Genomic DNA, 12879 nt, shown 5'->3' with positions numbered 1-12879 from the left:
ATGATTAAACGAGGGAAGGAATCACAATGACGCAAATTCAACAAATACGACAACAACTGACAGAATTACGTTCTCAAGTTAATCAGGGTGAAATATTCCAATCCCTTGGGGATGAAGTCGGGAAAATTATCGAATCAGTCAAAAAGGATCGATCTACTAAGGTTTATTTAAATGATGACGAGAGCGATTTTTTGGACATGATTGCTGACTTACGCAGTCAATTAAATGATCATGAATTAAAAGCAATTACAAATGAAGAATTACTGGCATTGTTAGGCCATATTGGATCGACCAATACAGCAGTACGAGATCAAGGAGTGTATTTTTTATTTAATGACCTGCTTGAAGATCAAGTTCTGACTAAAAAGCAGATGACACAGACCTTTAATTATTTGTTATCTGACGAAGTTATGTTTGACCATATTAATGAACGAAAAAATAACGGCATATTCCAGCGTTCTTTCGCTGTTTTATTGATATCTTCTTTGCTATATGGTGATCGTGCCGGCTACTTCTTTTTAAATAAAGACATGCTTAGTCGGCTGGTTGATCAAATTGCAATATATATTATTTTAGAAACAGATACACGGGGATTTATAAAACGTAATGGATGGGCTCACGCGTACACCCATATTGGGAATGTTTTGGACGAATTGTCGCAACGAGATGATTTAGCTCGTTCGGACAAAATTTTTCTCATGACGGTTTTAATTGAACGATACAAACGACTTGAGACGCCACTAATTTTTGGCGAACCTCAGCGAATTAGTGCATACCTATCAAGGCTGACTCAAACTAATCACCTTTACAGCAGTTATTTCTTACTTCAGTTAAAGGCCTGGCGATCTGATATGATGAGTAACTACCAACCACAAAGTGAGGGACAATGGAATACAATTTTTAACAATGTTCGACTAATGCAAGCCATCTTAATCAACGGCAACTTTGATGATGAAATCGTTAAATACATTGCCAGTGGTCAAAACTTTATGAGTTAACGATTAGAAAATTGTAAAATTTATTATTTATGGTTCTCAAGTGACTATTTTCCATGGTAAACTTAAGGTTCTAGAAAATCGGAGAATAGGTGAAAAGATAATGCAAAACAATAAGAAAATTCACGTTGCGTTGCTGTTTGGAGGTAATTCCTCTGAACACGATGTTTCGAAGCGCTCTGCGCACAATATCTATGATGCAATGGACAAGGACAAGTATGATGTGAGTTTGTTTATGTTTACTAAGGACGGCATTTTACTTGGCCATCAGGCTTCTAAGCGAATTTTTAACGGTGAATCAGAAGATCAGGTGGTCAGCGATGAGTATCCAAAGATTGATATGAGTAATCCGCTGGCACCGATTTTAGCATTAGAGGAAATTAGAGACGTCGATATTTTTTATCCGGTTATCCATGGTAATTTGGGTGAAGATGGCACTATTCAAGGTTTATTTAAATTATTGAATAAACCTTACATCGGTTCCGGGGTTTTGGCGTCAGCGGCTTCATTCGATAAGGACTTTACCAAGCAGATCCTTAATCAAGCTGGAATTCGCAATACCCAGTACGTGGTAGTTACTCCAGAAAATCGTGAGGAATATTCTTGGAACCGGATTGAATCTGAATTAGGCGCAAGTGTATTCTTGAAACCAGCTAACCAAGGGTCATCGGTCGGCATTCATCGTGCTGAAGATCAAAAGTCGTATGAAGAAGGATTGGCTGATGCCTTTAAATATGATTTTAAGATTTTGGTGGAAAAAGCGGTTGAACATCCCCAGGAAATCGAAATTTCAATTTTAGGTAATGAAAAGCCCATGGCTTCGAAGCTAGGTGCTGTTAGGGTTCCTGATAGTGATGAATTTTACGATTATCAAAATAAATTCGTGGATGCCAGTGGTGTGGTATTTGAACTACCAGTGGTCTTGCCAGAAGAACTCACCAAGGAAATCACTAAAATGGCTCTTGATGCATACCGAGCACTTGGCATGAAGGGATTATCAAGAATTGACTTCTTGGTTGATCACAATGGAGTGCCATACTTAAGTGAGCCAAATACTTTACCAGGATTTACTAATATTAGTTTATATCCTCAAATGTGGGATGTTTCAGGTATTAATTATTCTGACTTAATTGACAAGATTATTGAGTATGGCTTTGCAGAGTATAAACGCAACAAGCAAATTAAGTACGATTTCCAAGAACTAGGCACTGAACATGTTGGGGAAAAGAAGTATAATTAAATCATAATGGTGGATGGGCACATGCTTAATACAGCATGTGCCCTTTATAATATGGTGGGTGAAATTAATTATGAAGCGACGGGAACTGACGGTACTGTTATGGTTATTCATTATTTTGGATAACTGGCTGTTATCAACTGATATGAATCTAGTAGTTAAAACAATTGCTGTAGTTGTTAGTTTTTTAATTGTGACTGGTTGGATTGCTTTTCAGTTAAGGCTCGTAACGAGCTCATCGTTAGTTAAATTAACGGTACTATTACTGCTTAGCTGGATTATCATTTTGCCACTAGGTGGACTAGGTATTACTAGCTATTTAATCTTAACATTACCAATTCCATCGGTGGTGCTTCAGTTTATTTACATTCACCGGCTATTACTTGTTTTGATATTATTGATTATGTATGTGGTGTTTGTCCTGGGATGGTGGGCGGTTCAGCCAGTTATTTTCGGTTGGATAGATGGAGCTAAAACTTACGAGCAGGTACCATTACGAAAATCAGTGATTTCTTGGTTAATTGATGTTGTTGTGGGTGGTATTTTGATTGCCATTGGTCAAGCTTATCTATTGATGATCGGTGGCACCTTACTCCTAGCAAGTACGGTTAGTTTATTGCTAGCCAGATATTTTCAATTTGATATAGTTTATCGTCACTGGGAGGTTCCTGCGATTGGTGCAGTGATTTGTGTATTAGCAATTTTTGGCTGGGGACATTTTCAGCCAAAGTATCCCAATAATTATGATCTTAAAATTATCGCCCATCGAGGTGTAGATAATGGTAATGGTGTTCAAAATACTGCTAGTAGTTTGAAGAAGACCAGTAAACATTTTCACCGTGTAGAAATGGATATTCAAGAAACATCTGATCATAAGTTTGTTTGTTTGCACGATCCTAATTTAGATCATTTGGCACATCGATCACTATTGGCAAAGAATCAGAAATTAAGTAGTCTAACGAAAATCAAAGTAAGCGAAAATGGTCATCAGACCACGCTAACGTCATTTGATGATTATCTAAGAGTTGCTAAGCAGACACATACTAAATTGATTGTTGAAATTAAGCCACAGGTTGGTATTAGTTCACGGCAGTCTGCACGTGAATTTGCCAAGAGATACCATCGAGACATTGATTCTGATCAGTTATCAATTCATTCTGTTGATGACTCAATTATTGAGCAACTTAGGAAAGAATCCAGAACAGGTAATCTTGGCTTAATTCGACCATTTGTACTAAGTCGGTTACAGACTAATCAAATTAATTTTTATTCATTGAATTATCATGCAATCAATCCAGCATACGTTCAGTATCTTCACGAGCATAATATTAAGATTTATGCCTGGACTGTTGATTCCCCTAACGCTGCCAGAAGAATGGTTGCGTTGAATGTTGATGGAATTATTACCAATAATGCTCAGCTAATTCAACATAAAGTTGATAACGTACATGATGGTCTAAAATATGATGCTCAAAATTTCTTGTTGCAACTGATCTAACGTAAGTGAGGAATTGCTAGTGAAATTACATGGAGACAAAGTAAAATCATTTCGAAAAGCTAGTGGATTGTCACAAAGTGAATTAGCGAGTGGCATTTGTACGCAAGCGACCATTAGTTTGATAGAAAATAAGAATCAATTACCTGGAATGACGATTTTAACTAAGATTTGTGAGCGACTTGGTATTACAATCGGTGATGTGATTGAAGATGATAATAGTAATTTAACGGATGTTTTTGCAAAAGTAGATGATGCTATTGTTAATCAAGATGCCAAAATGGCAGCTGATCAGTTAAACAGTATTCGAATTAAACAGTTACGTACCAGTCGTGACAAACAGCGATACTATTATTCATTGGGAATGTTAACGCTTCTTGAAGATGGAAGTACTGATGAAGCACTTTTCAATTTCAATTTAGCTATTAATCAGTTTGGCACGTCCGACAATGATATATATCAAGTTCTGGCACTAACAGCTGCTGGTACTTCCTACATGCGTCACGATGATAAAGATCAAGCGATTAGGTTAGCGAGGCAATCAATTGATGCTTTAAAAAATGAAGTGACCGGTTCTAACCCTAAACAATTAATATTCTTGCGAATAAATTTAGCAAAACTATGTTTTTCATTGGAAATGTTTAAAGAAAGCAGGCATCAGATTGATCTTGCATTGGTAAAATGCAGAGAGATCGAGACTATTTTTGCGGTTGATGAAATCTATTTTCAAATATCATTAATTGATATATCATTGGGCGTAGTCACTGAAGCAAAAAAAGCACTACAGATCGCTAAAAGCATTAGTATTGTCAGTCAACATCATGATTTGCAGCAAAAAATTGATCAACAAATCATGGATTTACCATGAGGGCAGGCTTTTGTTAATAGCCAGTTTTTGCTATAATGCATATCTATAAAAAGTAAAATTCAAAGAGGAGACACACAATCAGATGATGATACAAGCGTTAACCACCTTATTTGCGGTGATCGCATTATACATTGGTTATTTTCTAGTCACACACAGAAACAAGCCATTTTTAGTTTTTGATCCGCGCAACAGTAAGGGTTTTAAAACAGCTGTTTTAATATGGGGAACTGAAATGTTGCTTGTTGGTTGCTTAACGATTGCGGCTGCTGTGGTAAATTCAACCGGTTTTATTGTTGTGATGCTTATGATTGGCTGCTTTTCAGGAACCTTCCTATCGTTCACTTTTGTTTGGTTTTTAAATCATAAACGGTGAAAGCGAAAACAATACTGACTTTATTAGGGATTTACTTTGTGTTTTGTTCATAAATAACGTAAAATAAAGGTACAAACAAAGTAGGGGGGTAATATTCATGTTACAACAATACCAACACATCCTTGTTCCAGTCGATGGTTCTGAGGAGGCCGAGCTAGCATTTAAAAAAGCTATTGCAGTGGCTCAGCGTAATGGTTCAGAAACAGAATTACGGTTACTCCACGTTGTGGATACCCGCGCCTTTCAGAATATCTCTAGTTTTGATACATCAATGGTTGAACAAGTTACAGAAACTGCCAAGAAGACATTAGATAAGTATGTTGATGATGCCAAGGCACAGGGTCTGACAAATGTCAGTTATACCATTGAGTATGGTGCACCAAAGACGATTATTGCCCATGATGTACCTAAAGAAATGAACGCCGATTTGATTATGATTGGTGCTACCGGTTTGAATGCCGTTGAACGGTTATTAATCGGATCAATCACTGAATACGTAACTAGGACAGCTGTTTGTGATGTTCTTGTTGTACGTACTGATCTTGAGAATCACTACGTTAAGAGTAGTAAGAGTCGTCGTAATAAGTAAAAATTAAAGTCATTAAAAAGGATCGGAATTAAGTTTCCGATCCTTTTTTATAGCAAAAAAAAGAGACATAGCAAATTTTCCCTACGTCTCTTCATCTAATTTTAAATAAACGAAACTCCAGTAGTGCCGTTAATCGTTCGTCAGTGTTGACCTGTGTTAAAAACAGGTGGGGCACGACTGTTAAACTTCTAACTACCAAGTGATAAGGCATGTTATCCACTCAACTAGTGCTAGCCCCGATGTCGTAAGACTGTAAGGCAAAACTGTAGTATGAACAACGCGTACACCTTAGAGTTTCTATATATATGTTAGCATGTTGTATATGATAGCGCAATCAATTTAACTAATTTTTCTTTTTGATTTTCTGGGCTTTAGTTAATTGATCGTACTGTTGTGACAAAGCAGTCTCAAATCGGCCATTTTCCTTTGCGTGATAATACTGAGCATGTTTGATTTTATCAGGCAAATATTGTTGCTTAACCCAGTCATTCGGGTAATTATGTGGGTATAGATAGTCGGTACCATGACCTAACTTAGCTGCACCCGCATAGTGTGAATCCTTAAGGTGATCAGGGACGTCACCAAAATTACCACTTCTTATCTGATCGATTGCTGCATCAATGGCAGTAACACCAGAGTTTGATTTTGGAGAAAGACAGAGTTCTATGACTGCGTCTGCTAAAGGAATCCGTGCCTCTGGGAAACCAACCTTCTCTGCTGCTAACACCGCCGTCACGGCTCTGTTAGCAGCAGGCATGTTTGCTAAACCAATATCTTCGTACGCAATAATCATTAGTCGCCTTGCAATAATCGGTAAATCGCCCGCTTCTATTAATCTGGCAAGATAATGTAGGGCTGCATCGGTATCGCTGCCGCGAATTGACTTTTGAAATGCTGAGATCACATCGTAGTGGGCATCGCCGTTTTTATCAGCGGATAGCGCTTTGTGCTGAACACTTTCTTCAATAATTGGGAGTGTTAGTTCAATGACACCATCATCATTTTCAGGAGTTGATTTGGCAGCTAGTTCTAAGCCGTTCAAAGCACTCCTTAGGTCGCCGTTTGTTGCACGGACTAATTGAAGCTTTGCTTCAGGTTTAAGGTCAATTTTCATTTTTCCAAGGCCGCGTTCTTTGTCCTCAATGGCCCGATCAACAGCTTTTTCCATTTCATCTTCAGAAAGTGGATATACTTGAAAAATCTGTGTTCTACTCCGAATGGCAGGATTGATGGAAATATATGGATTTTCTGTTGTTGCGCCAATTAGGATAATTCTTCCGCTTTCCAAATGTGGTAATAGAAAGTCTTGTTTTGTTTTATCCAATCGATGAATTTCGTCAAGTAGCAAGATGACCGTACCACTCATTTTGGCCTCTTCAGCAACAATTTGTAAATCTTTTTTTGAATCAGTGGCAGCATTTAACATTCTAAATGCATATTTTGTTGATCCGGCAATTGCACTGGCGATACTGGTTTTACCAGTGCCAGGTGGTCCATACAGAATCATAGATGATAGCATTTTGGCCGTCACCATTCTAGCAATTATTTTACCAGGACCAACTAGATGCTGTTGTCCCACGATTTCATCGAGCTTTGTTGGACGCATCCGGTATGCTAATGGTTGTTGCAAAATAGTTTCTCCTTAATTTTTAATCGTGATTAAACAGTCTAGCAAAAAATGACTTTTTGGGGCTTGGTTCACTTGATTGATTCAGTGTGTCTGGATCATATTTCTTGGCAACATCGATCGGTTCAACGTAAATTGCTTTTTTGGAAGCAATCACAATTGCAAAATTTTCACTGCCGGTTTTGTATTCAGGATTGGTTTTTAGAGTGAAATTAACGCCCGCTTTTGTAGCTAGAATAATATATTCTTTTAAATGTTCCTGTTCGATATTACCATTGAAAAAGATGATTTCGGAATGTTCATCAGCTAATTCTTTTTTAAATGCCTCAGTCCACTGATTTTGTTCCAGTTCACCAATTGAAATTGTTAAGCTTACACGTTCGCGAAATGTACCCAGGTATTTTCGCTGCTCATCTGGGTTAACTTTTAGCGTGCCATACATTGCCGCTTGTAAATGCTTATCTTCTGGTATTTCTGAATTTGATGACATTTGTGATGTTCCTTTCTTTTTCTATATTATTAGTATAACATTTAACCATCTTCAATTTGAAAGTGGGGTGATTGTTAATGTTTAATCAGAATGATTTCGATGTATTTAATGATCGTACTCTAGAAGGCAGAATGACAAAAATAAAGACGATCATTGATCCAAAATTTGAACAGTTGGCTGGTACCCTGCAACCGATACTCCAGGACAAAGGGGTCATTGTGTATTCTCATATTGCAAAGCACCTCCGAAGGACAATTAATCCTCCGGTCGATACATGGGTAGCTTTTGGTCCACACAAGAAAGGGTATAAAAAAGATCCTCATTTTGAAGTCGGATTTTGGCCAGATTGTATGTTTGTATGGCTAGACGTATTGCAAGAAGCGCGCGTTCAAGAAGGCATTACTAGCAGGGTGATGCAAAGTGAGAAACTAGTCAGTTATTTGGGCAATAATTGGAGTATCAGTAACGACCATACTACATCAACCGTGGTTAAAAATACCAGTGAAAACCTGGCTGCCATTGTTAGTAAGTTTAGTAATTTAAAAACAAGCGAATTTTTGGTCGGTAAAATGTGGCCTTCAAATGACCAATTTTTTTCTTTAGAAAGTGAAAAACAACAGACGATTATTACTGATACCATTGTATCAATGCTACCAGTATACAAAATGCTGATAGGTGAATAGATTTTGCCATAAATAATGAGGCTGAGAAATTTAATTTTCTCAGCCTCATTATTTACTTTTATTTAACTTGAGTATCGTAATAATTTTTTTCAAGTCTTTTGTATGATCCAGGTTCCACTTTATCAATGACCGTTGCTATTGCCTCAAGACTGGCCGCATAATCGTGGTCCTTACTAAACAGTTCTTGAGATTTTTGTGCAGCGGCATCGACTTCAGCATTGTTCTCACGGAATCTGTTAGCATATTGTAACAAACGTTCCGTCAATTGCGAGCTGTCTCGAATATCGTCAGTTTTTTCTTGCAATGTTTCTAAATCAGCTTGGACAATCAATAACTGTTTGGTAATGTCTTCCATGTTAATCTTGATTCGGTTGATATCTTGATCAAGTTTAGTGATTTCATCGCTTACAACAAAGAAATAATCTAAATACTCCTTTGGAAGACCTGGTAAATTTAGTAACTCAACCTGACGCTTAATTGCGTGAATTTCCGTTGCAAATCTATTAAGAGTATCTTTTGCCTTCTTTTCATCATCCTGTAGGCCAGCGACACTATCGTTAACCTCAGTTTGTTGAAGTTCGATTTGTGTTAGTTTCTCGTTAGCATCTTGTTGTCGGCTTAACACTTGACTGTCAATTGCGGTGTGCGCACGAATATTATTAATATCCTCTTGATAGTCCTTTTCGATTGCCTTAATTTGTTCTGCAAGACCACGAGTCGTTTCTATTTCGGCGTGATCGAGCGCATAATTTTGACTTAATCGGTCTAATTCAATCAACAATTCATGATTTTGATTTTGCGCATGTATGACAAACTTACTGATTTCTGGCATTAATTTTTCGACTTGGGGACGAGCATCAATTTCTTTTTGCATGACATCATATAAATGATCAATTTGACGGTCGATGCTATCATTTGCTTTAGATACGGCGTCTGTATCCAACGAAGCTAACTTATCTAACGTTTCTTGTCGTTGTTTAGCAATATTTTCAATTTCTGTTTGGATGTCGGCATCGGCAAATTTAAAGTTATCGTCTAATAGTTTTTGGTAGCCAGCATTTAATTCTGTTAATTGATCAGGATAAGTAACATTCAGCTTTGCAAATTGTTCAGGGACAGCAGCAATCACTTTTTCGAGGGCCGCGGTCTGTGATCGTAATTCTACTAACACCTCATGTGCCTTTGAGTGATCACCCTTGGCTGTTAACTGGCTGAATTGATCAAATTGGTCTTCAAGAGATGACAAACGTTCTTCCAATTGATCAATGCTAGGGCCAAACCGAAAGTTTTCAGATAACAGCTCTTTTCTTAGTTTTTGGTACTTTTTCTCTAATTCAGAAACTGCCTGTTTGTGAGTTTGGTCAACTTTTTGAAGTTCTTTCAGTGAAGATTGAACTGCTTTAAGTTCTTCTTCCGCCTTTGACACTAATTCGCTTAGTTGATTAATTTTTTGATTAGTTAAAATAAAATTAATACCATGCGCATCGTTTCGTGTTTCGTCAGCTAGTTCATCAATTTGAGGAAACTGTTTATCATGAACTTTTTGGTAGCGTTCCTTTAACTCGTTGAACTGATCCAAAGAGTCACCAGTTAAACTTAATTGTGAACCGTCTTTGATTGACTGTCCTAATCGGCGCTCTACTAGTTGCTGTTTGCGTGCCTGTAAATCATTAATTCTATTAATTGCACTTCGCTGAAAAAAGTATAGACCACCGACAATCACCAGCGCGATGACAACAATCCCAATTAAAACCTGCAACATTTAAAATCCCACCCTTATGTAAGAAACTTTATGATTGCTTTTTATGCCTCTAACCTTTAAAATCATCTTATTAAAAATTATAACATAGACGAAACGTGCCAACACGTTAAACTTATTGGGATGGGAGAGTTTTCATGACAGATTTATCATTAATGAACCAACAATTGGATGCACTATTATTCAATGAGCAAAACGTAACTGCTAATTTATCAAATGCATCAGCTCTACTGATGCAAACATTGAAAGATGTTAATTGGACGGGCTTTTATCTTTATCAAGAGGATGAAGACGAGTTAGCTTTGGGACCATTTCAAGGTAAGGTGGCCTGTATGCATATCAAAAATGGTGCGGGCGTTTGTGGCACTGCCTTTGCAAATAATCAGGTAACCAGAGTATCTAATGTTCACGAATTTCCAGGACACATTGCGTGTGACAGCGATTCTAATGCTGAAATTGTGGTTCCATTAATTACTGAAGATGGTAAAAAAATTGGTGTCATGGACATTGATTCTAAAGTTTTTGATCGGTTTTCAGAGGATGAAGCTAAAGAATTAAGTGAATTTGCACGAGTTTTGATGAATCACCTTGACGTTGCCTAATCAAACACGTTATACTACTCTTTGTGTAAAATAATGCAGCAGTGAGTGGGTAAGCTCGTCAACAGAGGGATGCCACATGGTTCAACTAGTAACCGCGGCTGCAAAGGTGAACGTTGCAAATCAATCTGCACGAATACCAAGCTCGCAATCGGATTATTTTACTCCATATTAAATTTTGGAGGATATATATATGTCTCGTTATACAGGACCAAGTTGGCGTATTTCACGTCGCCTTGGCGTTTCACTATCAGGTACAGGTAAAGAATTAGCTCGTCGCCCATATGCACCAGGTGATCATGGTCGCGATCGTCGTAGCAAGCTTTCAGAATATGGCTTGCAATTACAAGAAAAGCAAAAGCTCCGTATGACATACGGCATGACAGAACGTCAATTTGCTAACTTGTTTGTACGCGCCGGCAAGATCAAGGAAGGTACCCATGGTACTAACTTTATGGCATTGCTCGAGCGTCGTCTTGACAACATGGTTTATCGTCTTGGCTTAGCAACGACACGTCGTCAAGCTCGTCAACTCGTTAACCATGGTCACATTACAGTGGATGGTAAGCGTGTTGATATTCCTTCATACGAAGTAACTGTTGGCCAAGTTATCGGTGTTCGCGAAAAGTCAAAAGACTTAGTCATTATCAAGAGCGCTGTTGAAGCTGTGGTTGGTCGTCCTTCATATGTTGAATTTGACGCTGACAAACTTGAAGGTTCATTAGTTCGTATTCCAGAACGTGAAGACATGGATGCTGAAATCGATGAATCACTTATCGTTGAATACTACAACAAGTTGTAATATTGAAACGAATTTCCAAAAGCATTGGCAAATTACTGCCAATGCTTTTTTTGTGGTTTTAAAAACTGTTCACCGCTTGATGTGTCTGGTATAATAGTGCCTGTTTGAATTGAGTCGAATCAGCGAACGGTGGTCTATCCCCGCTGGGAGCATATCTTGCACAGGCGTTACCCATTTGTAATTAATGTGCTCACGTAAAGAGGGATAATTATGATTTATTTTGATAATAGTGCAACAACACAAGCTCGACCAGAGGTCCTTTCCACGTACCAAACTGTAAGTGAAAAGGTGTGGGGAAACCCATCGAGTTTGCATAATTTTGGAGAGTCTGCTTGGAACTTATTGGAACAGTCGAGGGCTCAAATTGCTAAACTTCTGGGTGTATTACCAAGTGAAATTTTGTTTACTAGTGGTGGTACAGAGGGAGACAATTGGGTTGTTAAGGGAACTGCAATTGAAAAGCAGGCGTTTGGTAAGCATTTAATCACAACCGCCGTAGAACACCCTGCAATTCATAACTCAATGGAGCAATTGAAGGCATTAGGCTTTGATATTACTTATTTACCAGTTGATGAAAACGGAAGAATTTCGGTTGAAGATTTGAAAAATGCCATTCGTTCTGACACGGTTCTCGTTTCTGTGATGGCGGTTAATAATGAAATTGGTACCATTCAACCGTTGAAAGAGGTTGCTGAAGTACTGAAAGATTATCCTAAGGTTCATTTTCATATTGATGCTGTCCAAGGGATTGGCAAGGGGATTCAGTCTTTAATTCTCAATGATCGAGTTGATTTCGTAACATTTTCTGGTCATAAGTTTCATGCTCCTCGGGGCATTGGATTTATTTACAAACGCCAAGGCAAGAAAATATCACCTTTGATGTCTGGCGGTGGTCAGGAACGTAATTTACGTAGTGGCACTGAGAATCTTCCAGCGATTGCTGCAATGGCAAAAGCACTGCGATTATTACTTGATGGCGAATCAGAAAGCATTAAAACAGAATTAAAAATTAAACAAACCATCTTACATCACGTTGAAAAATTTGATAATATTACCATTTTTTCGAAGGATGCAGATATATTTGCACCACATATTCTCTGTTTTGCAATTAATGGTGTACGAGGTGAGACAATCGTTCATGCGTTTGAACAGCATGGTATTTATATCTCAACCACTAGCGCTTGTTCTTCAAAAAAACACTTGGCTTCCAGTACATTAACAGCAATGAATATTCCAGAATCAATCTCAACCAGCGCAGTTAGAATTAGTTTGGGAGATCAGAATACACTTGCCGAGGCTGAAAAGTTTAATCAAGTATTTGATGAATTATATTCAGAATTTAAGAAAATTATGAACTAGGAA

13 protein-coding genes and 1 other RNA gene are annotated in these 12879 nt (G+C 37.9%); 10 read left to right on the top strand and 4 right to left on the bottom strand.

Going from position 1 to position 12879, the window contains the following annotated elements; genetic code table 11:
* Positions 1-26 precede the first annotated feature (26 nt).
* From FD16_RS00330 to FD16_RS00305, 6 genes are all read left to right on the top strand, one after another.
* Positions 27-998: a DUF2785 domain-containing protein gene (locus tag FD16_RS00330; protein WP_010622821.1), complete on the top strand. Its 972-nt coding sequence runs from the start codon at positions 27-29 to the stop codon at positions 996-998.
* Positions 999-1098: 100 nt separating this feature from the next.
* Positions 1099-2235, top strand: a complete 1137-nt coding sequence (locus FD16_RS00325) for a D-alanine--D-alanine ligase family protein (RefSeq protein ID WP_010622820.1) — start codon at positions 1099-1101, stop codon at positions 2233-2235.
* Positions 2236-2305: 70 nt separating this feature from the next.
* Complete coding sequence (locus FD16_RS00320) at positions 2306-3730, top strand: glycerophosphodiester phosphodiesterase family protein (RefSeq protein WP_010622819.1); 1425 nt, start codon at positions 2306-2308, stop codon at positions 3728-3730.
* Positions 3731-3749: 19 nt separating this feature from the next.
* Complete coding sequence (locus tag FD16_RS00315; RefSeq protein ID WP_010622818.1) at positions 3750-4595, top strand: helix-turn-helix domain-containing protein; 846 nt, start codon at positions 3750-3752, stop codon at positions 4593-4595.
* A gap of 82 nt (positions 4596-4677) precedes the next feature.
* A complete protein-coding gene (locus FD16_RS00310; protein WP_010622817.1) occupies positions 4678-4968 on the top strand; it encodes a hypothetical protein in 291 nt (96 codons plus the stop codon).
* A gap of 97 nt (positions 4969-5065) precedes the next feature.
* Positions 5066-5557 (top strand): universal stress protein, encoded by a 492-nt coding sequence (locus FD16_RS00305; protein WP_010622816.1) that lies wholly within the window; start codon positions 5066-5068, stop codon positions 5555-5557.
* Positions 5558-5667: 110 nt separating this feature from the next.
* Here the strand turns inward: FD16_RS00305 and ssrS are convergent.
* From ssrS to FD16_RS00295, 3 genes are all read right to left on the bottom strand, one after another.
* Positions 5668-5855, bottom strand: a non-coding RNA gene (ssrS, locus tag FD16_RS12510) — 6S RNA.
* A 45-nt stretch (positions 5856-5900) separates the two neighbouring features.
* A complete protein-coding gene (locus tag FD16_RS00300; RefSeq protein WP_010622815.1) occupies positions 5901-7187 on the bottom strand; it encodes a replication-associated recombination protein A in 1287 nt (428 codons plus the stop codon).
* A 19-nt stretch (positions 7188-7206) separates the two neighbouring features.
* On the bottom strand, positions 7207-7674 hold the full coding sequence (locus FD16_RS00295; RefSeq protein WP_010622814.1) for a YueI family protein: 468 nt from the start codon (positions 7672-7674) through the stop codon (positions 7207-7209).
* A 77-nt stretch (positions 7675-7751) separates the two neighbouring features.
* On the opposite strand from FD16_RS00295, the gene FD16_RS00290 reads away from it, so the two are divergent.
* Positions 7752-8357, top strand: coding sequence for a DUF1054 family protein (locus FD16_RS00290; protein ID WP_056938510.1), 606 nt, complete (start codon positions 7752-7754; stop codon positions 8355-8357).
* A gap of 58 nt (positions 8358-8415) precedes the next feature.
* Here the strand turns inward: FD16_RS00290 and ezrA are convergent, their stop codons facing one another.
* Positions 8416-10119 (bottom strand): septation ring formation regulator EzrA, encoded by a 1704-nt coding sequence (gene ezrA / locus FD16_RS00285; RefSeq protein ID WP_010622812.1) that lies wholly within the window; start codon positions 10117-10119, stop codon positions 8416-8418.
* A gap of 134 nt (positions 10120-10253) precedes the next feature.
* Between ezrA and FD16_RS00280 the strand changes: the two genes are divergently transcribed.
* The 3 genes from FD16_RS00280 to FD16_RS00270 all read left to right on the top strand — a co-directional run bounded on the left by FD16_RS00280 (position 10254) and on the right by FD16_RS00270 (position 12876).
* Positions 10254-10718 (top strand): GAF domain-containing protein, encoded by a 465-nt coding sequence (locus tag FD16_RS00280; protein ID WP_010622811.1) that lies wholly within the window; start codon positions 10254-10256, stop codon positions 10716-10718.
* Between the two features lie 190 nt (positions 10719-10908).
* Positions 10909-11517 carry a 30S ribosomal protein S4 gene (gene rpsD, locus FD16_RS00275; RefSeq protein ID WP_010622810.1) on the top strand — a complete coding sequence of 203 codons (609 nt, stop codon included), beginning with the start codon at positions 10909-10911 and terminating at the stop codon, positions 11515-11517.
* 210 nt (positions 11518-11727) lie between these two features.
* Positions 11728-12876 carry a cysteine desulfurase family protein gene (locus FD16_RS00270; protein ID WP_010622809.1) on the top strand — a complete coding sequence of 383 codons (1149 nt, stop codon included), beginning with the start codon at positions 11728-11730 and terminating at the stop codon, positions 12874-12876.
* Positions 12877-12879: the final 3 nt, after the last annotated feature.

Origin of the sequence: Paucilactobacillus suebicus DSM 5007 = KCTC 3549 (assembly GCF_001434475.1) — a bacterium.
GTDB classification, from domain to species: domain Bacteria; phylum Bacillota; class Bacilli; order Lactobacillales; family Lactobacillaceae; genus Paucilactobacillus; species Paucilactobacillus suebicus.
This window is presented reverse-complemented; position numbering and strand designations above follow the sequence as displayed.

Coding starts and splice junctions, on each gene's coding strand:
- FD16_RS00330 (WP_010622821.1), top strand. CDS start 27: ATGACGCAAATTCAACAAATACGACAACAACTGACAGAATTACGTTCT.
- FD16_RS00325 (WP_010622820.1), top strand. CDS start 1,099: ATGCAAAACAATAAGAAAATTCACGTTGCGTTGCTGTTTGGAGGTAAT.
- FD16_RS00320 (WP_010622819.1), top strand. CDS start 2,306: ATGAAGCGACGGGAACTGACGGTACTGTTATGGTTATTCATTATTTTG.
- FD16_RS00310 (WP_010622817.1), top strand. CDS start 4,678: ATGATGATACAAGCGTTAACCACCTTATTTGCGGTGATCGCATTATAC.
- FD16_RS00305 (WP_010622816.1), top strand. CDS start 5,066: ATGTTACAACAATACCAACACATCCTTGTTCCAGTCGATGGTTCTGAG.
- FD16_RS00295 (WP_010622814.1), bottom strand. CDS start 7,674: ATGTCATCAAATTCAGAAATACCAGAAGATAAGCATTTACAAGCGGCA.
- FD16_RS00290 (WP_056938510.1), top strand. CDS start 7,752: ATGTTTAATCAGAATGATTTCGATGTATTTAATGATCGTACTCTAGAA.
- ezrA (WP_010622812.1), bottom strand. CDS start 10,119: ATGTTGCAGGTTTTAATTGGGATTGTTGTCATCGCGCTGGTGATTGTC.
- FD16_RS00280 (WP_010622811.1), top strand. CDS start 10,254: ATGACAGATTTATCATTAATGAACCAACAATTGGATGCACTATTATTC.
- rpsD (WP_010622810.1), top strand. CDS start 10,909: ATGTCTCGTTATACAGGACCAAGTTGGCGTATTTCACGTCGCCTTGGC.
- FD16_RS00270 (WP_010622809.1), top strand. CDS start 11,728: ATGATTTATTTTGATAATAGTGCAACAACACAAGCTCGACCAGAGGTC.